Annotated in this window: 18 protein-coding genes and 2 pseudogenes; 11 read left to right on the top strand and 9 right to left on the bottom strand. The window is 39.1% G+C overall.

Annotation, left to right across the window (positions count from 1 at the left end; genetic code table 11):
• The 8 genes and pseudogenes from H4J63_RS16975 to rfbC all read left to right on the top strand — a co-directional run.
• Nucleotides 1-94, top strand: a pseudogene (locus H4J63_RS16975) (IS5/IS1182 family transposase); the annotation flags it as partial.
• Between the two features lie 297 nt (nucleotides 95-391).
• Complete coding sequence (locus tag H4J63_RS16970; RefSeq protein ID WP_182197667.1) at nucleotides 392-1,558, top strand: nucleotide sugar dehydrogenase; 1,167 nt, start codon at nucleotides 392-394, stop codon at nucleotides 1,556-1,558.
• A gap of 310 nt (nucleotides 1,559-1,868) precedes the next feature.
• A pseudogene (locus tag H4J63_RS20385) lies at nucleotides 1,869-2,057 on the top strand (four helix bundle protein); the annotation flags it as partial.
• Between the two features lie 63 nt (nucleotides 2,058-2,120).
• On the top strand, nucleotides 2,121-3,125 hold the full coding sequence (locus H4J63_RS16960) for an NAD-dependent epimerase (RefSeq protein ID WP_182197666.1): 1,005 nt from the start codon (nucleotides 2,121-2,123) through the stop codon (nucleotides 3,123-3,125).
• A 103-nt stretch (nucleotides 3,126-3,228) separates the two neighbouring features.
• Nucleotides 3,229-4,302, top strand: a complete 1,074-nt coding sequence (gene rfbB, locus H4J63_RS16955) for a dTDP-glucose 4,6-dehydratase (RefSeq protein WP_182197665.1) — start codon at nucleotides 3,229-3,231, stop codon at nucleotides 4,300-4,302.
• A gap of 16 nt (nucleotides 4,303-4,318) precedes the next feature.
• On the top strand, nucleotides 4,319-5,188 hold the full coding sequence (rfbA, locus tag H4J63_RS16950; RefSeq protein WP_182197664.1) for a glucose-1-phosphate thymidylyltransferase RfbA: 870 nt from the start codon (nucleotides 4,319-4,321) through the stop codon (nucleotides 5,186-5,188).
• A gap of 2 nt (nucleotides 5,189-5,190) precedes the next feature.
• Complete coding sequence (gene rfbD, locus H4J63_RS16945; protein WP_182197663.1) at nucleotides 5,191-6,066, top strand: dTDP-4-dehydrorhamnose reductase; 876 nt, start codon at nucleotides 5,191-5,193, stop codon at nucleotides 6,064-6,066.
• 13 nt (nucleotides 6,067-6,079) lie between these two features.
• On the top strand, nucleotides 6,080-6,625 hold the full coding sequence (gene rfbC / locus H4J63_RS16940) for a dTDP-4-dehydrorhamnose 3,5-epimerase (RefSeq protein ID WP_182197662.1): 546 nt from the start codon (nucleotides 6,080-6,082) through the stop codon (nucleotides 6,623-6,625).
• 248 nt (nucleotides 6,626-6,873) lie between these two features.
• On the opposite strand, the gene H4J63_RS16935 is transcribed toward rfbC, so the two are convergent.
• From H4J63_RS16935 to lptD, 7 genes are all read right to left on the bottom strand, one after another.
• On the bottom strand, nucleotides 6,874-8,889 hold the full coding sequence (locus H4J63_RS16935) for a methyl-accepting chemotaxis protein (protein ID WP_182197661.1): 2,016 nt from the start codon (nucleotides 8,887-8,889) through the stop codon (nucleotides 6,874-6,876).
• Between the two features lie 137 nt (nucleotides 8,890-9,026).
• Nucleotides 9,027-9,845: a symmetrical bis(5'-nucleosyl)-tetraphosphatase gene (locus tag H4J63_RS16930; RefSeq protein WP_182197659.1), complete on the bottom strand. Its 819-nt coding sequence runs from the start codon at nucleotides 9,843-9,845 to the stop codon at nucleotides 9,027-9,029.
• 8 nt (nucleotides 9,846-9,853) lie between these two features.
• Complete coding sequence (apaG, locus tag H4J63_RS16925; protein WP_002960839.1) at nucleotides 9,854-10,243, bottom strand: Co2+/Mg2+ efflux protein ApaG; 390 nt, start codon at nucleotides 10,241-10,243, stop codon at nucleotides 9,854-9,856.
• Nucleotides 10,227-11,033, bottom strand: coding sequence for a 16S rRNA (adenine(1518)-N(6)/adenine(1519)-N(6))-dimethyltransferase RsmA (gene rsmA, locus H4J63_RS16920; RefSeq protein WP_002960838.1), 807 nt, complete (start codon nucleotides 11,031-11,033; stop codon nucleotides 10,227-10,229). The genes apaG and rsmA overlap by 17 nt, the downstream gene beginning before the upstream one ends.
• The gene (gene pdxA / locus H4J63_RS16915) at nucleotides 11,030-12,022 is read right to left on the bottom strand and encodes a 4-hydroxythreonine-4-phosphate dehydrogenase PdxA (protein WP_024589800.1); all 993 of its coding nucleotides are present in this window, start codon (nucleotides 12,020-12,022) and stop codon (nucleotides 11,030-11,032) included. The genes rsmA and pdxA overlap by 4 nt, the downstream gene beginning before the upstream one ends.
• Nucleotides 12,023-12,024: 2 nt before the next feature.
• Nucleotides 12,025-13,320: a peptidylprolyl isomerase SurA gene (gene surA, locus H4J63_RS16910; RefSeq protein WP_002960833.1), complete on the bottom strand. Its 1,296-nt coding sequence runs from the start codon at nucleotides 13,318-13,320 to the stop codon at nucleotides 12,025-12,027.
• Nucleotides 13,321-13,350: 30 nt separating this feature from the next.
• Complete coding sequence (gene lptD, locus H4J63_RS16905; protein WP_182197657.1) at nucleotides 13,351-15,603, bottom strand: LPS assembly protein LptD; 2,253 nt, start codon at nucleotides 15,601-15,603, stop codon at nucleotides 13,351-13,353.
• 100 nt (nucleotides 15,604-15,703) lie between these two features.
• Here lptD and H4J63_RS16900 point away from each other — a divergent pair, with 100 nt between their 5' ends.
• Genes H4J63_RS16900 through djlA form a run of 3 tightly spaced genes read left to right on the top strand, consistent with a single transcriptional unit; the run spans nucleotide 15,704 to nucleotide 18,256 of the window.
• Nucleotides 15,704-16,705, top strand: a complete 1,002-nt coding sequence (locus H4J63_RS16900) for an aminoglycoside phosphotransferase family protein (RefSeq protein ID WP_182197655.1) — start codon at nucleotides 15,704-15,706, stop codon at nucleotides 16,703-16,705.
• Nucleotides 16,702-17,358 (top strand): N-acetylmuramate alpha-1-phosphate uridylyltransferase MurU, encoded by a 657-nt coding sequence (gene murU, locus H4J63_RS16895; protein WP_182197653.1) that lies wholly within the window; start codon nucleotides 16,702-16,704, stop codon nucleotides 17,356-17,358. The genes H4J63_RS16900 and murU overlap by 4 nt, the downstream gene beginning before the upstream one ends.
• Nucleotides 17,359-17,389: 31 nt before the next feature.
• Nucleotides 17,390-18,256 carry a co-chaperone DjlA gene (djlA, locus tag H4J63_RS16890; RefSeq protein WP_024600316.1) on the top strand — a complete coding sequence of 289 codons (867 nt, stop codon included), beginning with the start codon at nucleotides 17,390-17,392 and terminating at the stop codon, nucleotides 18,254-18,256.
• On the opposite strand, the gene H4J63_RS16885 is transcribed toward djlA, so the two are convergent.
• Both H4J63_RS16885 and rluA read right to left on the bottom strand, forming a co-directional pair.
• Nucleotides 18,239-19,189: a DUF3530 family protein gene (locus tag H4J63_RS16885; protein ID WP_182197651.1), complete on the bottom strand. Its 951-nt coding sequence runs from the start codon at nucleotides 19,187-19,189 to the stop codon at nucleotides 18,239-18,241. The two genes, djlA and H4J63_RS16885, sit on opposite strands and share 18 nt — an antisense overlap.
• Nucleotides 19,190-19,270: 81 nt before the next feature.
• The gene (gene rluA, locus H4J63_RS16880) at nucleotides 19,271-19,924 is read right to left on the bottom strand and encodes a bifunctional tRNA pseudouridine(32) synthase/23S rRNA pseudouridine(746) synthase RluA (RefSeq protein WP_182197649.1); all 654 of its coding nucleotides are present in this window, start codon (nucleotides 19,922-19,924) and stop codon (nucleotides 19,271-19,273) included.
• Nucleotides 19,925-20,263: the final 339 nt, after the last annotated feature.

Raw genomic sequence — 20,263 nt, 5'->3', positions numbered from 1 at the left:
GATAGCCACGCGGTATGAAAAGCTTGAACGAAATTATCATTCAATGCTCGCTTTAGCATTTACTATGATGTGGCTACCAATGTGGGCTGATTGATATATGTACTACAAAGATCAACAGCCCCTAGTGGTTAGTAATTGGTGTATATAAGTTGTAGGTGAGGCTTTATATCTCGCTTTTTATAAAATTAAATTACATGAGCGCAGTAAATTAGAGGCTATTGATTGGTGTATATTTCAATATGTTCATCCTTCTCTTACTTATATTATTTTGCAAAAAATATTTAGTAATACATTCGATATTACATTCTAGCTAAAGTCTTTTAGCTAGAGCCTAATTTATAACTCTGGTAGAATCATTTTATTAATTGTTAACTAATCTTAAAGGATTAATATGAAAATTGCTGTAGTTGGTACGGGCTATGTAGGCCTTTCTAACGCTATGTTGCTAGCACAACACAATGAAGTGGTTGCCTTAGATATAGACGAACAAAAAATAGCGCTATTGAATGATAAAAAATCACCAATAGTTGATACCGAAATTAGCGATTTTTTAACACGAAGCAACTTAAATTTTACAGCAACTACCGACAAAGTAGCAGCCTATAAAAATGCTGATTTTGTCATTATAGCTACACCCACTGATTACGATGTAGAAAACAATTACTTTAATACAAGTTCAGTAGAGGCTGTAATTAAAGATGCGATAGCGCATAATCCAAATGCAGTTATGGTCATTAAATCAACGGTACCTGTTGGTTTTACGCAAGGTATAAAAGAAAAACGTGGCATTAATAACTTAATATTTTCGCCAGAATTTTTACGTGAAGGTAAAGCACTACACGATAACCTATACCCATCACGTATAGTTGTTGGTGAGCAAAGTGAGCGCGCAACTGTGTTTGCTAACTTACTTAAGCAAGGCGCTACAAAACAAGATATTGAAGTACTGTTTACCGACTCAACAGAAGCTGAAGCGATTAAGCTTTTCTCAAATACTTATTTAGCGATGCGCGTCGCTTATTTTAATGAGCTTGATAGCTATGCAGAATCTCACGGTTTAAATAGTAAACAAATTATACAAGGTGTTAGCTTAGACCCTCGCATAGGTAGCCATTACAATAATCCATCGTTTGGCTACGGTGGCTATTGCTTACCAAAAGACACTAAGCAGCTACGTGCAAACTATGCAAATGTACCAAACAATATTATTGGTGCTATTGTTGATGCTAATACCACACGTAAAGACTTTATTGCAGACTCAATAATTAAACGCAGCCCTAAAGTGGTTGGTGTATATCGTTTAGTGATGAAAACAGGGTCTGATAACTTTAGAGCCTCTGCCATCCAAGGTATTATGAAACGCATTAAAGCGAAAGGTATTGAGGTTGTAGTTTACGAGCCTGTACTTGAAGAAAATGAGTTTTATCACTCACGTGTAATTAAAGACTTAAATGAGTTTAAGCAAATATCTGACGTTGTTGTATCTAACCGTATGGTTGAAGAGCTAAGCGATATTGCAGATAAAGTTTATACGCGTGATTTGTTTGGTAGCGATTAATAAACAAAGTTTAAAGAATAAAGGTTAAAGACTAAAGTATAAGTTAAAAACTAAAGCAGATTTATATTAGGGGGGCGTTGTGCAGTTTGAGGACTTAAATGTGTGGCAACGCTCTGCCGATTTAGCTTGTGAAGTTTTTATTTATTTTAAGGCAAGTAAGTAATTTGGTTAAAAGATCAAATTACACGCTCTGCATTATCAATTTCATCAAATATTGCTGACAAAATAGCAGGAGCAAATTTTGAACGCACTTGTGCGGCCTCGTAGAGGTTAGATGAAGGGATTCATCGAATAACGTTATGAGAGAAAGACAGCTAAAGATTACTGCCGTTTTCTCTCTTACTCTAAAGGTAGCTGTGGTGAGCTTCGCTCACAAATATATATTGCCTTAAAAATTGGTGAGGTTGATACAAAAACAGCAGAAATCTGGATAGAAGAGTCTAGGCAGTTATCAAAAATGATATCTGCCTTAATGAAAACTATTGAAACTTGGGATTAGGTTTTTAGTCATCAACTTTCAACTTTCAACTTTCAACTTTATCAGTTTAAAGATTAGGAAATTATGAAATATTTAGTAACAGGTGCGGCTGGTTTTATTGGCGCTGCAACATGCCAAAAATTGTTAGCGGCCGGCCATGTAGTAGTCGGTATTGATAATCTTAACGATTATTACGATGTAAATTTAAAACTAGCTCGTTTAGCGCAATTCGAAAGCCATGAAGCGTTTACATTTATTAAGCTTGATATAAGTGAACGCCCAGCAATGAGCGAGTTATTTAAAGCACAGCAGTTTGATAAAGTAATACATTTAGCAGCGCAAGCAGGTGTTAGATACTCAATAGAAAACCCTGATGCTTATGCTGACTCTAATTTAGTAGGGCATTTAAATGTGCTTGAAGGGTGTCGTAATAATAAAGTTAAACACTTGGTTTATGCTTCATCTAGCTCTGTTTATGGCTTAAACGAAAAAACACCATTTGAAACAACTGATAGTGTTGACCACCCAGTGTCGTTTTATGCTGCAACTAAAAAAGCGAATGAGCTAATGGCGCATAGCTATTCTCATTTATATAGCTTACCTACAACAGGGCTGCGCTTTTTTACCGTTTATGGCCCATGGGGTCGCCCAGATATGGCACCGTATATTTTTACTAAAAAAATACTTGCCGGCGACACGATTGATATAAACAACAACGGCGATATGTGGCGTGACTTTACTTACATAGACGACATAGTTGAAGGCGTGGTACGTGCAGCCGATGTTATACCTGTTGCAAACCCAGATTGGAGAGTTGAAACTGGTACACCTGCTTCTAGTTCTGCTCCGTATGCCGTTTATAACATTGGTCACGGTAGCCCAATAAATTTAATGAAATTTATTGAAGCCATTGAGACCGAGTTAGGGACTGAAGCTAAAAAGAACTTCCGTGAAATGCAAGCGGGCGACGTGTATAAAACCTTTGCCGACACTACAGATTTATTCAATGCAACAGGCTATAAAGCGCAAGTTGGTGTTAAGCAAGGCGTAAGCGAATTGGTAAAGTGGTATAAGTCATTTTATAAATGATAATTTAACTGCTTAGTCATTAGTTAGAATTAGCTTTATACACATAACTAAATATTAAAAAGTTTTATATAATAACGATAAAAAATTAACACAAAGGATTGACGTGAAAATACTCGTAACAGGTGGTGCAGGTTTTATAGGCTCAGCGGTAATTCGTTATATTATTGATAATACAGAAGACTCAGTCATTAATCTTGATAAACTAACTTATGCAGGTAACTTGGAGTCTCTTAAATCAGTGGAGCATAGCGATCGTTACGCATTTGAACATGTTGATATTTGTAATCGAACAGAGCTCGATCGTGTGTTTTTAATGCATAAACCGGATGCTGTAATGCATTTAGCTGCAGAAAGCCATGTTGATAGATCGATTACTGGCCCAAGCGATTTTATTCAAACAAATATTGTTGGTACTTATAATCTGTTAGAGGCTGCTCGAGAGTACTGGAATGCCTTGGCCGATGATGCTAAAAAAGCATTTAGATTCCATCATATTTCAACTGACGAAGTGTACGGAGATTTACCTCATCCTGATGAACAAGAGGGCGAGCTTCCTTTATTTACAGAGCAAACATCATACGCCCCTAGTAGCCCGTATTCAGCGAGTAAAGCATCGAGTGATCATTTAGTACGTGCTTGGCTTCGTACGTATGGCTTTCCTACACTTGTCACAAATTGCTCAAACAATTATGGGCCGTTTCATTTTCCTGAAAAACTAATACCACTTGTCATACTAAATGCTTTAGAGGGCAAAGCATTACCTATATACGGTAAAGGCGACCAAATTCGTGATTGGCTATTTGTTGAAGACCATGCTCGAGCATTATATAAAGTTGTGACTAAAGGTGTGGTTGGTGAAACTTATAATATTGGCGGCCACAACGAAAAGCAAAACATAGAAGTAGTGCAAACTATTTGTAGTATTTTAGATACCTTAGTACCTAAAAACACAAAATATGCAGAACAAATTACTTATGTAACCGATCGCCCAGGCCACGATAGACGCTACGCAATTGACTCAACTAAAATGAGTGCTGAGCTTAATTGGACTCCAATAGAAACGTTTGAAACAGGTTTGCGTAAAACTATTGAGTGGTATTTAACCAATCAAAAATGGTGTAAAAACGTGCAAGATGGCTCTTACCAGCGCGAACGCCTTGGTGAAATAAACTCATAATTAAAGGAATAAAAACATGAAAGGAATTATTTTAGCTGGTGGTTCAGGCTCTCGTCTTTACCCACTCACTCGTGGTGTATCAAAACAGTTATTACCCGTTTATGACAAACCGATGGTTTATTATCCGTTATCAACATTAATGCTTGCTGGTATTCGTGATGTTTTAATTATTACCACTCCTGAAGATAACGAGAGCTTTAAACGTTTGTTAGGTGATGGCTCAGATTACGGTATTAATTTAACGTATGCCGTACAGCCTTCGCCTGATGGCTTAGCTCAGGCGTTTATTATTGGTGAAGAGTTTATTGGCAACGACAATGTTTGCTTAGTACTAGGCGATAATATTTACTACGGACAATCATTTAGTAAAACATTAAAAAATGCGGCTGAAAGAGAGACTGGCGCCACTATTTTTGGTTACCAAGTAAAAGATCCAGAACGCTTTGGTGTTGTTGAATTCGACGAAAACATGAAGGCAATATCAATAGAAGAAAAACCACTCAAGCCAAAATCGAATTATGCAGTAACTGGACTTTATTTTTACGATAACCGTGTTGTTGAGCTTGCTAAGCAAGTAAAACCATCGAATCGTGGTGAGCTTGAAATTACGACCCTCAACGAAATGTATCTAACTGATGGCACGTTGAATGTTGAGTTACTTGGTCGTGGCTTTGCTTGGTTAGATACGGGCACACACGAAAGCCTTCATGAGGCATCATCATTCGTGCAAACTATCGAAAATGTACAAGGTTTAAAAGTAGCATGCTTAGAAGAAATTGCTTGGCGAAATAGCTGGTTAAGCTCTGAGCAGCTTCTTGAAATTGCAAAGCCAATGATGAAAAACGAATACGGGCAATACTTAGTTCGTTTAGTAACCGAGGCTTAGTGATGAAAGTTCTTATTACCGGTAAAGATGGCCAAGTAGGGACCAGCTTAGTAACTCTATTAAATAACTTACCTGAAGTTACTTTTTTAGCGCTTAATAGAGCCGAACTAGATATAACTGATGCAAAGCAAGTTAACTACGTTGTTAAAGATTTCAAGCCAAATATAGTTATTAACGCTGCGGCATATACAGCGGTAGATAAAGCTGAAACTGAAGAAAAGCAAGCGTGTGCTATAAATTATACTGGACCTTTTAACTTAGCTGTAGCTGCAAATAATATAAATGCGTGTTTATTACATATTTCTACTGATTATGTTTTTTCTGGTGATAAGCAGGGGTTATATAACGAAGCTGAGCCAGTTAATCCACAAAGTATATATGGTAAAACTAAGCTTTTGGGTGAAAACGCTGTGGCGGCAGAATGCCCTTCACATATTATTTTAAGAACAGCATGGGTCTTTAGCGAGCATGGTAATAACTTTGTAAAAACAATGCTCCGTTTAGCGAAAACACGTGAGACGTTAAGTGTTGTTAGCGATCAGTTTGGTGGGCCTACTTATGCTGGCGATATAGCTAAAACGCTTATTACTATTGCTCAGGCTGTTCATAATGGTAATACTGAGTTTGGTGTTTATCATTATTCAGGATTTCCTCAGGTGAGTTGGCAGCAGTTTGCGGCTGCAATATTTGATACAGCATTGGCACAAGGTTTAATTAAAATACCTGTAAAAGTAAATGCTATAACAACACAAGAATACCCAACCCCTGCGAAGCGTCCGTTTAATTCAATGTTAGATACACGCAAAATAGCTAATATATTTGCAGTACAGCCAAGTGATTGGCAAGCAGCACTAAAAAATATCAAGCAATACCAATAAATAGGTAAGTAAGATGAATGTAATTGATACAAAAATTCCGGATGTAAAAATCATTGAGCCAGCTGTATTTGGCGATGAACGTGGTTTTTTTATGGAAACATGGAACCAGCAAAAGTTTGAAGAACTGGTTGCTAAAAAGCCAACACAGTTTGTACAAGACAATCATTCAAAATCAAAGCAAGGTATTTTACGTGGTTTGCATTTTCAAACACAAAACACACAAGGTAAACTTGTACGCGTAGTGTCGGGTGAAGTTTTCGATGTTGCAGTAGATATACGAAAAAATTCTCCAACGCTTGGACAATGGGTTGGTGTGTATTTATCAGCTCAAAACAAGCGCCAGCTTTGGGTGCCTGAAGGATTTGCACATGGTTTTTACGTAACCAGTGAAGAAGCTGAATTTGTTTATAAATGCACTGATTACTATAACCCAAATGCAGAAGTAAGTATTAGTTGGGATGATGCGGATTTAAAGATAGATTGGCCATTAAATGTGGGGCCACACCTTTCGAGTAAAGATGTAAATGGTATTACTTTTACTAAAGCGCCTAAATTATAGCAATTGATATATAAGTAACGTGAGCTCTGGATAATAAACCTATCTTAAGCAGCTATTTTTAGTGCTAACTACTTTGAATTTACTAAAAATATTTAACTAGAGAATGATAAGGTTAAATAGTTCAAAGACCTATTCTGATTGGTTTGACTATCAAAGTAGTTATTTTTGTTGCTGGTTTAGCTTTTAACTATAAATAAAACCCCGATGATACACCGTATCATCGGGGTTTTTTAATCGTTTTAATAAACCTAAACTTTAAATTCGTCTACCGACAAGCGAAGTTCTTCGGCAAGTTTTGCTACTTCTGAACTTGAGATATTAGTTTGGTTTGCGCCTTCGGCTGTTTGCTCTGCGATGGCTACAATCGACTCAAGGCGTTCGCTAATTTCTTGTGCTACTTGTTGTTGCTCAAGTGCGGCAGTCGAAATTTCTTCGCTTACGTCGTGTGCTTGCGAAACTGCAAATGTAATCGAATCAAGTGCGCTACTTGCTAGGTCGGTTTGTTCAACACACGATACCGCACGTTGCTTACCTTTGCTCATTGCCGTTACTGCAGCTTCAGCGCCTGTTTGTAGCGACTCAATCATTGATTGTATCTCTTGGGTGGACTCTTGAGTTTTACTCGCTAGAGAGCGCACTTCGTCAGCTACAACAGCAAAGCCTCGGCCGTATTCACCAGCTCGCGCAGCTTCAATTGCGGCATTTAGTGCAAGTAGGTTAGTTTGATCCGCTATTCCGCGTATTACATCTAATATGCTGCCAATTGATGCGCTATCTTGATGCAGTTTATTAATAACTTGTGAGGCGTCGTCTACTTCACGCGCTAGTTGTTCAATCGTTGCTTTATTGTTATTCGAAATACCTTTAACGCGTTCAGCTTCTTTATCAGCATTTTTAATTTCGCTAAGTGCCTGTTGAGCGCTGTTACTAACTGTTTGCGATGTACTGCTCATTTCGGTTGTTGCCGTTGCGGCTTGTTCAACTTGTGCTTGCTGGTTACGAATTGCTTGGCTTGATTCTGAGGTAATGGCTGATGTTTGCTCTGATGCTGCTGCAAGCTGAGTAGAGCGCGAAATAATACCTTTAATTAGGCTGCGTAGGCTGTCAATTAGCGTGTTACAGCTTTTAGATAGTTCGCCAAATTCGTCTTTAGCGCTGTCGTCTAATCGTTGTGTCATGTCGCCACTGGCAACAATATCTAAAATACGGTTAACTTCAGCAAGAGGCTTGGTAATACGGCTAACGGTAATAATAGCAATCGCGATAGCTAATAGAGTGGCTATAATCATACCAACCCAGGTCCACAAATTAGCTGAATCTACGTCGCTACGTACACCTTGCTGTAATTTGAACGCAACGTCACTTGCTTGTTTAACAAGCTCATCAATTTGGTTGAGTGCCATTTGGGTTGCTTGTTCTGACTGGGCAAGCTCTGATTGCGTAAGCGTAATCGAATCAATTAAACGCTTTTTGTTTGCAGCTAAACCATTACTACCTTTTATATTACTGTCTAGGGTATCAACATATTCTTTTAGGCTTGAATATAAGTCGCTATGCGTTTGCTCTATTGCTGGCTTAATTAAATCAACGGTGCGTACTACTTCTTCAAGGTAATACGTTTGCTCGTTCTTAACAATATCGAGAGTGTTAAGCGTTTTAACAGTTAGCATGTCGGTGCTGTTACTAACTACCGACATAAAGTTGTTTTCTAAATTATTTGCAGCTTGATAAGCGCGAGGGTGGTTTTGTTCAAATCCGTCAATGTCGATAATGTCGAGTACAACAGAGTTAGCATCTTCTGCACTTAGTTCTATGTTTTCTAATTGTGCTTTTAATGCTTTATTTAATGCTAGTTGTTTGCCTTTATCTGCTAATAAATTTTCAACGGTGCTTAAAAAGCTTAAATAGGTTTTTTCTACGTTTTGGCTGCTTTGATTAAGTGCAGCATCGTTTTTTACTACGTCTTGAAGCTCACGGTGCAGCGTGTTGAATTGCTGTTTTTGCTCAAAGACCTGTGCTTTTATTGGTGCAAGCTCATTGGCTGATGTAGTGTAAAAGCTCGCTTGTGCGGCTTTACTCATTAAAATAAATTCGGCTTGTAGCTCAGAGCTTTTATTTAATGCTGGGAGTGATAGTTGGTTCACTTTTTGAGTGGAACGGTCAATATTTGCAATTTTTATTAAGGAATTACCACCAATTATTAATAATAATAGTGTGATAAATATAAAACCACCCCAAATACGCTGGCTTACTGTCAGGTTCATAAGATTTCCACTCAAAAAGTACTTCAATTAAGACTTATCGGCGTTTGTACCAATAAGTTAAGTAATTAAAATCAATTACTTTAATTAATTTTAACTATTAATTGATAAATCTAACAGATGTATTGTTTTTTTTCAGTTTATTTAGACGAAAGGTGGGAATTTTCTACAATTACTTTTTTAGTACTCAGCTCCATTAGGCTCATGGTGTTACCCCATACGCAGCCTGTATCTAGGGCGTGAACCCGTGAATTACCTGTTCTACCTTCAAGTGCGGCCCAGTGGCCAAAAATAATATCGTGTTTAGATTTAGCTATATTGGGGTGGTTAAACCAAGGAGTGAGAGTTTCGCTGTCGGTTATTGCACCCTTTGCATTAAGCTCGAGTGTGTTATCACTTGTTAAAAAACGCATGCGGGTAAAGTAATTAACTATGTATCTAAACTTTGCAAAGTCATCAAGGGTATTCGACCACTTAGCGGGGTGAGGCTGATACATGTGTTCAAAAAACGCTTTTGCGTTACTTGATTGATAACAGCTTTGTGCAAATTGGGCTTGTTTTAGCGCATCTTCAACAGACCAATCGGGATTTAACCCCGCGTGAGATATAAAGCAGTTATGTTTTATAAGCTCTAATGCCAATGGCTGGGTTTGTAAAAAAGCGATGTAGTTAGCCAATTTAGGGTTTTCAAATATTGAGTGTAATTTATCGTTTGGATTAGTGGGTTTGTTAAGAAAGTAGCAGGCAACCATGTGAAGGTCGTGATTGCCTAAAGTGATGGTCATGCTATTTTGATGTTGGTAAATATAGTCTAAGCAGGCTAGGGAGTCTGGCCCGCGAGCAACTATGTCGCCAACTAAATATAGGTGATCTTTACTTGGGTTAAAATCAACCCGTTGTAAAAGGGTGTTAAATTCACTAAAACACCCTTGTAAATCACCTATCGCATAATCTGCCATCTAAGTGCTTAATGCAAAATGTTAGGGCAAGCCAAACGAAACACATTAATAGGCGCCTGAAACTCAGAGCCAAACTCGTTGCGTAACGTGTAATGGCCTTGCATAGTGCCTACAGGTGTATCTAAAATTGCACCGCTGGTGTATTTATAGCTTTCGCCTGGGCCAATATCTGGCATTTCGCCAACAACGCCTTCGCCTTCAACTTCTACTTGTTTGCCATTTGCGTCGGTAATTAACCAATAGCGGCTCAGTAATTTTGCACTGCATAAACTATGGTTTTTAATTGTTACCGAGTAAGCAAATACATATTTTTCAAGCTCAGGTTGAGATTGGCCTTCTACGTAAAATGTTTCTACAGATACCTTTACAGGCGATCCAATGTTACTGCTTGTTGTCATAAATCCAGTTAGCTATATCAATAAATTGTTGTAAAGATAAGCGCTCAGCACGCAGCGTTATATCAATGCCAATGCTAGTTAGTTCTTCTGCGGTAAGTAAGTTACCTAAACTATTACGTAGCGTTTTACGGCGCTGGTTAAATGCTTCTAAACACACGGTGTTTAAAATTTTAACGCTTTTTGCTGTACGTTGCTCTGGCTTTTTAGGTATTAAACGAATAACAGCAGAGTCAACTTTTGGCGCTGGTTTAAAGCACTCAGGTGGTACTTCAACAACCGGCATTGCATTACAGTAGTATTGAGTCATTACGCTTAAGCGGCCAAATGTTTTACTACCTGGGCCTGCTACCATGCGTTTTACTACTTCTTTTTGAAGCATAAAGTGCATGTGCTCAATATGATCTGAAAATTCAAAAAGGTGAAACAATAACGGTGTCGAAATATTGTAAGGTAAGTTACCAAACACTTTTAATTTTTTGTCATCGCGAACCAAGCTTGCAAAGTCAAACGTCATTGCATCGCCTTGGTTAACGGTTAATTTAGGACCCAAAAATGGATGTTCAATTAATCGTTGTGCTAAATCTTTATCTAATTCAACAACCGTTAAATGGCCGCTTAAGTCGGCTACTGGCTCAGTAATTGCGCCAAGGCCGGGGCCAATTTCTACTAAGTTGTCTTCTGGTTTAGGATCAATCGCAGAGACTATTTTATCGATGATAGATTCATCAAATAAAAAGTTTTGCCCAAAACGCTTACGAGCGCGGTGTCCTAAATGTACTTTATCGGTCATTGATTTTGTGCTTTTTCTTGGGCGAGCTTAATTGCTTCGCGGATCGCTAATTCAAAACTGCCAACGTCAGCTGTACCAGTCCCTGCTAAATCGAGAGCAGTACCGTGGTCAACTGAGGTGCGGATAAATGGTAAGCCAAGGGTAATATTTACCGATTTACCAAATCCTTTGTATTTTAGCACAGGTAATCCCTGATCGTGATACATAGCAAGTACTGCATCTGCTTCAGATAGGTATTTATGTTGAAATAAGGTATCGGCCGGTAGTGGGCCAATTAAATTCATCCCTTCACTTCTAAGTATTTCGAGCGTTGGGGTGATTGTTTCTATTTCTTCACGGCCTAAATGGCCATCTTCACCTGCATGTGGGTTTAAGCCACACACTAAAATACGTGGTTTTTCTATCCCAAACTTAGTTTGTAGGTCGTGATTTAAAATACCCGCTACTTTAGTTAAGCGCTCAGGAGTAATGGCACGCGATACATACGCAAGTGGAATATGCGTGGTTACAAGTGCAACGCGTAAACCTTCAGTTGCAAGCATCATAACTACATCTGCAGTATTTGATTGCTGCGCAAAATACTCAGTGTGTCCGCTAAATGAAATGCCCGCTTTGTTAATAATGCCTTTGTGAACAGGGCCCGTAACAACCGCATCGAACGTGCCATCCATGTTTTTTTCGCTTGCTATACGCAAGGTATCTAACACGTATTGGCCGTTACCGTCGTTTAGTACGCCAAGCTCTACATCCGCACCTAAATCAACCTGATGAATATACAAACTGCCCGCAGGTGCTGCTATGGCGGGGGCATTATCATCAAATTCAATTAAATTTATTGTTAAGCCTAAATGCTTTGCACGCTCTTTTAATAGTTTGCCATCAGCAATCGCTATAAGTTGAGCGTCCCACGCTTGCTGAGCAAGCGTGAGTAGCAAATCTGGGCCAATACCGGCTGGTTCACCCGGTGTAATAGCAATTCTTAGAGTCATATTTATTGGTCTATAGGGAAAATTTCAACGTGAGCTTGCTCGCGCATTTCTTGCTGCCAGTTAAAACTTTCTTCCTTAAATTTACGGTTAAACAACATGCCATGAGCACGGTTACGTTTAGCTAGTTCAGTTTTATCAGCTACACGTTTGCCAAGTAACTGCACAATATGCCAACCAAACTGTGTTCTAAATGGTTCGCTTATTTCATTTTCTTTAAGAGAAAGTAATGTATCTTTAAACGCAGGTACGTAGGTAGTTGGATCTGTCCAATCGTACTCGCCGCCTTTAAGTGCAGAGCCTGGATCTTCTGAGTACTCTTTAGCAAGTTCACCAAAGTCGGCTGTTCCTGCGCGTAAGTCTTTTGCAAAGCCTGCAAGCATTGAGCGTGCTTTTTCTTCACTTAAAATAATTGAAGGTTTAATAAGTATATGGCGTGAACGTACTTCAGTTGTTTCTACAACTTGTAGACCACGAACGTCTTGTACTTTAATGATATGAAAACCAGCACCAGAGCGAAGTGGGCCAACAATAGCGCCTTTCTTTTGGCCTTTTACTGCTTCAGCAAAAAGCGATGGCATTTCGTTAATGCCCATGTAACCAAGTTGTCCACCTTCAAGTGCTTTAGAGCCGCTTGATGATGAAATAGCAATACGCTTAAATTCTTGGCCATCGTTTAATAGCTCAATAACTTTATCGGCACGTGTTTTTGCATCAGCAATTTCGTCAGCTGTCGCATCGTTAGGGATATCTATTAAAATATGACCAATGTCGTACTCTTCAGCACTTTGACCTTGGGTTTCCATAATTTTTAAAAGGTTATCAACTTCTTGTTCGCTAATATAAATACGACGATCAACGCTTGCACGTGTTACTTGCTGCGTTGTGATTTCTTTACGAATTTCTTCACGGTAAGCTTGAAAGCTTTCGCCCGAACCTTCAATAGTGCGGCGTAAGTCGGCGATTGTTCCGCCTTGCTCTTTTGCCATGTTAGCGAGAGTTTGATCGAGTTGGCTGTCTGAGATTTGTAACCCCATACGCTCAGCCATTTGCATCATAAGCGCTTGATTAACTAAACGCTCTACAGCTTGTACACGAAGTGTTTCATCTTTTGGTAATTGCTGGCCTTGTTCTTGTGCTTGCTTTTTAACACGATCAATTATGGTGTCTACTTCGCTTTTTAAAATTACGCCTTGGTTTACAACGCCAATAACTTTATCTATTTCTACTGGTGCAGCCATTACACTTTGACAAAGGCTGGCACTTAAAACTGCTGATGTTAATAATTTTTTTAAATTCATATTCTTTTTACTACTCTTGCTGATAGTACTCTAGTTACTAAGAAAATACGGTCTACGATAGCCAAAAATACCTTGTTGTAATAATTTTTGTGCATCATAACGGCTTTTACTGCCAAGTCCTTTTAATACAAAATTCAAACTAATACCTGAATCAAAAGTTGCTTGTTCTTGTCCTATTGACTGATTTAAATCAGTTTCAATTTGGCGATGGCCAGTAATTTGGATAGCCCAACAGCATGATTCATACTGTAATCCGCTCAATACTTCGATACTTCTGTTGTTTTCAAGATCTCGATGATAGCTCGCAATAAATTGCCATTCGTCGCTAATAGGAATACTTGTAAATACACCTGCTTGCTCGATTGTATTTCCTGAGACATCATTTGCATAGCGATGGTTCAATTGTACTAGCTGATTATTATCACCTTTATAATCAAGCGTTACATTTGACTGTACCATTTGCTTGCCATCTGTATCATATTGAATACCCCCAGCGAGGTACCAACGGCGGTGCCAATGTAACATGGTTTGAGCTGCAAATAGTGCATTATAATTAGTGTCTGAGTTTAAGCCTTGTTCTGTTGGCTTGGCATCGTCACTTAAATAAAATATTTGGCCCGCACTAAAGTTAAACACTTCTTCTTGTTTTTTATCAAATAAGCGCGTTGTAGCACCTAAAGTAAACTGATTAGCAGCTGCTATACGGTCAACACCCGAAAAGCGCACGTCTCTAAATAAACCATAATAATCATCTTGCAGTTTGGTTGTATCAAACAAGCCAATGCCTGACTGATCTTTATTAGGTGTATATAAATACTGAATTTGCGGCTCTAGTGTTTGTATACCATCTTCAAAAAAGTAAGATGCGTCACGCTCAAAATTAAGCTGAGAGTACAAACGTACTTTTGGGATAGTACGCGATACAGTATCGCTGTATTGCGTGCCGGTTAAGTTTCCGCTTTGCTTATAATTAGTTTGTAATAAGCTCACTTCAGACAAAAAAGACCATGCATGAGTGGCATAGTTATAGCGTGCTTTAGGCTCTACGTGTACACGAGTTGCGCTGTCTATGGCCACTTCTGATGAATCATTAGTAAAATGGCTAATTTCACCTGACACACTAAAGTCAAAATTATCAAAACGCCATGGAGCAGTTTGCGTAAAATTAACTTGCGGTATTGCAGTGTATGATTCTAAGTGATCGCCGAGTACTTCAAAGTTTTGTACTTTTATATCGGTGCGCCATGTTTCACCCAAATGAGTCAGTGAGCCAGTACGATATAACTGAGTATCGGTTTTACTTGCGTAGTTTGAAGTTAAGTCGGTGATGTAGTTATCATCGCTTACATTGGTTACATCAACGTTTGCACGCCAGTTTTCACCTAGGTAGCTTTGTTGTTGCCAATGAAACATGTAGCGTTCATTCAAATCTGGCTCAGAATCATCACTATCTAAATATTCAATCCCTACTAAGCCTTCGTGTTGCTCTGTTAGGTATCTAAATTCGGTTTGTAATTGCAGCCCTTTGTTAGACATATAACGAGGCGTAATAGTGGCATCAAAATTAGGTGCAATATTTAAATAGTACGGCGTAATTGTTTCAAGGCCGTATTTGTCAGAGCTTGAAATAGTCGGGGTAAGTAAACCCGATTTACGGCGTTCATCCAGCGGAAATGTAAAATAAGGTAAATATAAAACCGGTGTATCGAGAATGCGTAATACGGCGTTATATGTTTCGCCCCAGCCTTCTTCGCGTGAAAGGTTTATTTCGTCAGCTTCAATTTCCCACACTGGGGTGTCACTTGGGCAAGTAGTAAAGCTTGCATTCATGAGTAATAGGCCAGACTGATTAACAGTAAGCTTTTCAGCGCCGCCTTTACCTTGTTGTTCGGTTAGGCTGTAGTCGGCGCCTAACAAACTGACTTCTGAATTATTTAAATCGGCATTTAATCCGGTGCTGTTTACTTTACTTACGTAGTCTTGATAAGTAATTGGCCCCGTTGCATTTAATAAACCACGCTGTTTGTCTATCAACGCAGTTTGTGCGGACAAACTCATCTTAAGGGTGTTAATATCAACATTGCCGGTAAATTCAGCGCTTTGAGTGCCAAGTAGCTCAACATCATCAGCTTGAATATCAACTTCACCAAGGTTAAGGCCTTCAAGTGGTTGCCAAGCTCTGGTTTGCATTGAAATGCCACAAAGGTTGTGTGCCAGTTCAGTTTCGGCAAGCGATGGTGCGCTAACTACGCTTAGCATCAATATGCCCCAGGTTTTGCTCATTTATCGACCTTAATACTTTGTGTTTAATATAATATACACATAATAAAGGAAAATAATGGCAATTACAGTAATTGACCTATAAAAATAGATATCTAATAAAATGACACGCTTTGAGAATTTACAACAATTTATAAACACACACCTTAATGCCAAGTCGCATACTTTAAACGCGATCACGGGGGATGCTAGCTTTCGCCGTTATTATCGTTTAAATCACGATAATAAACATTTAATAGTGATGGACTCAGATCCAAAAAAAGTGAATAACGAACCTTACATTTCGCTAAACCAGGTGTTTGTTGAGCAAGGTTTTTTACTTCCCACTATTATTGCAAGCGATGAAAAACAGGGCTTTTTTATCCTCAGTGATTTAGGCAGTACGCACTTAGCTGACATGCTTGATGATGCAAATCGCACCGAGCATTACCAAGCATTAATTAGTTTAAGTGCTCAGTGGGCAAAAACGCCCACAGCTTCTGCTATGCAAGCGTATAACGAAGATTTTATAAAGCTAGAGCTTGATATATTTAGCCAGTGGTTAGTAAGCGACTTTATTAATGAGTCACTCAGTGCCGAACAAAAAATAATGTGGCAAACAAGTTCAGAGCTATTAATAAAGGCGATGCTTGAGCAACCAACGGTTACCGTTCATCGTGATTACCATAGCCGTAATATTATGAATAGTAACGGCCAGTGGGCAATTATAGATTATCAAGATGCTGTACGCGGGCCGCTTTGCTACGATTTAGTATCGCTGCTGCGCGATTGCTACTTTAAATTGCCAGAGCAAGAATTAACAAGTTTGCTTGATTTTGCTTATCAAGAGTTTACAGCTCAAAATTTAATGGCTAACACTTCATTCGATGAGTTTAAATATTGGTTTGATTTAACCGGATTACAGCGCCACTTAAAGGCTGCGGGTATATTTTGTCGATTGTATTTACGCGATGGTAAAACAGGTTATTTAGATAATATTTTACCGACGCTTGATTACATTATTGAAGTGGCAGCAATTTATCCAGAGCTTAAAGCATTGAGTGAGTGGACAAAAAATACCATAGTGCCAAAAGTGACTGAAAAGTTGGCAAAGGAGCGCTCATGAAAGCGATGATTTTAGCTGCAGGGCGCGGGCAAAGAATGATGCCGCTAACGCAAAATATGCCAAAGCCAATGTTAAAAGTGGCAGAAAAACCACTTATTGAGCACCATATAAATAACCTTAAAGCTGCCGGCATTACCGATATTGTAATAAACCTTGCCTGGCAAGGTGATAAAATAAAAGACTACTTTAAAGATGGCAGCCAATTTGGTGTAAATATACTTTACAGCCAAGAAGTTGAAGGTGGCCTTGAAACGGCTGGCGGTATAATTGAAGCGTTACCGTTGTTGGGTGACTCGTTCATTGTAGTCAATGGTGATGTATACACCGATTATGATGTAAGTGCGCTAATGCAACTTTATTTACAGCCCGGTGAGGCGCACATAGTGCTTATAGAAAACCCGCCACATAATCCTAATGGCGACTTTGCATTGAGCCATTTGTCGCCTGATAGTCAAAAATATACATTTTCGGGGATTGGCCGCTATCAGGCTGATTTTTTTAAAGGATTAACGCAAGGTATTCGCCCCCTAGGGCCTATTTTACGTGAAAAGCTAAATGAACATTTAGTCTCTACTGAGCTCTATATAGGGCAGTGGGATGATATTGGTACACCAGAGCGTTTAAACCAATTAAACAAGCGCCTTGAGGCGTAACAACTCAATTTTTAAGAAGGCAGTATTATAGATGTGGGGAAAAATTCTCGGTTTTTGTTTTGGCTTTATGTTTGGCAAAATATTTGGTGCCATTTTAGGTTTATACCTAGGTCATTTATTTGATAAAAGCTTAAAAAATAACTTTGATAAAGCAGGTGGTTTTTCTAGCTTATTTAGTGGTGACGACGTAAATGAGCGCCAAGCTTTATTCTTTTCAAGCTGCTTTGCTGTTATGGGGCATATTGCGAAGTCGAATGGTCGTGTTAGCGAAGTACATATAAAAGCGGCTAACTTGTTTATGGATGAAATGGGCTTAAAAGGTGAAGAACGCCGCGAAGCACAACATGCATTTCAGTCAGGTAAAGAGAGCGACTTTTCACTTAAAGAAACAGTACACGATTTTAAAGAACGCTTTGCTAAACGAAACGATCTAATACAGTTGTTTTTAGAAATACAAATTCAAATGGCATTTTCTGATGGGGTATTAGCCGAACAAGAAAAGCAGCTATTAGCAGAAGTAAGTAAACAGTTAGGTATTTCTAAAACACGTTTTGCATTTGTATTAAAGCGCTACCAAGCAGAGTTTAACTTTAGAAAGCAACAGCAGCAATTTAATCAGCAGCAACAAAACCAAGGTCAAAGTAGTAGTTACCGTGAAGGTTCTGGGCACCATGTACCGCCAAATAATAACATGAACCGTGCGCAAGCATTGGCGTTATTAGGTTTAAATAGCGATGCAACGCAGCGTGATATAAAAGTAGCGTATCGTAAACTTATGTCGCAACACCACCCTGATAAGTTAGTGTCGCAAGGCCTACCAAAACACATGATGGAACTGGCTGTTAAAAAGAGCCAAGATATTCAAGCTGCTTATGAGTATTTAAAAAAGTCGGCGTAAAAAACCGTCTATTTCTTTTGTTAGGCGTGCGTGTTGATCGGGTTGATCGCGCAGGCCAAACAACTGGCGTTGGCGGTAATCAAATTTTGCATTTCGGTTAACCCATCGCTGACGATTTTTAAGGCTCATTAAAATGTCTGTGCTGTCATTTGCGTAGTAAATATCAAGCAAGGCGGGTGCAACAAGTGATGCTGTTTGGCTCAAGCTTTCGTTACGCTTGGTATTAGGTAGATAACTGCTTAAACTTATAAACGCATCCAGTCTCTCATCTGGAAAATCTGCATAGTACTCCAACAACACACCCGCACTCGTGCCTTGTGCTATAACCACTATATTACTCGAATCTTCCATAGCGGTTTGATACAGCGCATTAAAACGAGAGATGAGATTTATTTTATAGTTATCAAGTATGTCGTCAGTTACTTTTTCAATTGCATTAACGTAATGAGGTTCTTCTTTTACTTTTGCAGGCTGCGATTGGGCGTTTGCTGTTGTGTCGGATGATGCAGGTTCCTCGGCTTTACTAGGCGCAGCTTCGGTTTCGCTGGGCGTTGTTTTTGCCATTTTACTAGTTTGCCAATCAATGTCGGGCACTGTCATTGCGTAGGTGCTGTAACCTAAATTATTAAGCTCTTTACGCAAGTAACTCATGCCTGAGTTATTGGTAGGTGAAGAGTGCCAATCGGGTATAAGTAATACTACCCCTCTAAAATCAGCGCTCATATATTCGCTATAAAGACTTAAAAATTCTGTTTCACCCGCTAATATTGGTTTTATTTCATCACTTGGAAGTAGTCGCTCAATGTCGCTATTTTCAATGCTTGATAAACTAGGTGGGGCAATATGTTCCGCCGCGCTGATAGGGTTAGCTAAAAGTAGCGCACAGCTGAGCTGTATATAAAAAGCTGCTTTTAAAAACCGTGAAAATAGCATAATGCACCTAACTAATGACAATTAGTTAGGTATCGGCAAGGTTATCTAAAAGTTTAATAATTTACGAAGTATTTGCGCCGGTTAAAATTCTGGCTCAGCTTCAAAAGTAAGTACTTGCTCAGTTTTAGGGTGCTTTAACTTCAGCATTTGAGCATGTAATTGTAAGCGAGGAGCGGCAGCAAGTGCCTCTTTGTGGGCGTAAAGTCTATCACCTAAAATAGGGTGACCCAAGCTTAACATATGCACACGTAACTGATGCGAGCGACCAGTGATGGGGGTTAGTTCTACACGGGTTGCATTTTCTTCACGCTCAAGTATTTTAAAATGCGTAAGTGAAGGTTTACCTCTGTCGTGATCAACCATTTGTTTAGGGCGATTAGGCCAATCACAAATAAGGGGTAAATCTACTGACCCTGTTTCAGCTTCAAGGTGTCCGTATATACGTGCTATGTAACGTTTAGCTGTTTCGCGCTCTTGAAACTGCATACTTAAATGTCTGTGCGCTGCTTTATTCATGGCAAGGCACAGTATGCCAGAAGTCGCCATATCTAAGCGGTGCACTATTCTTGCTGTTGGAAAAACACGATTAACACGATTAATTAAGCTGTCGGCATGTTTAGGATCTTTACCTGGGACAGTTAATAACTCACTTGGTTTATTAACTATCAGTAAGTCGTCATCCTGAAAAAGTATTGTTAAATACGGACTCATAGGGGGATTGTAGTTAACTAACACGGCCGACCTTAGTGATTTTGAAGGGCGCTATTTTAGTAGAGCAAGCCAACAGGCTCAAGTAAAAGTTTGGCTATATTGTTTTAGTTAGGGCGTGTTGAACGTTGGTGGTTGAATTTGCAGTAGTATGTTTGGTTTTTAGGCAAGGCAGAGCCTATGTAGTGTGGTTATTCCCCATAATTAGGCGATAACGCAGCATAAATGCCAAACATGCTCTGCCCTTTGGGTTCTTTCTAGGGGCGATTAACTCTTTGTTGCTCGGTTTTTACTTAGCCCACTAGGTTACAAACCTCGCGCCGCGATTAAATCGCCCCTAGATTGAACAAATTTCAATCCACAAAG

It is taken from the genome of Pseudoalteromonas sp. 5Ae-yellow, assembly GCF_014077565.1.
In the GTDB taxonomy this organism is placed as follows: domain Bacteria; phylum Pseudomonadota; class Gammaproteobacteria; order Enterobacterales; family Alteromonadaceae; genus Pseudoalteromonas.
The sequence above is the reverse complement of the archived record's forward strand: the minus strand, read 5'-3'. Positions and strand labels throughout refer to the sequence as shown.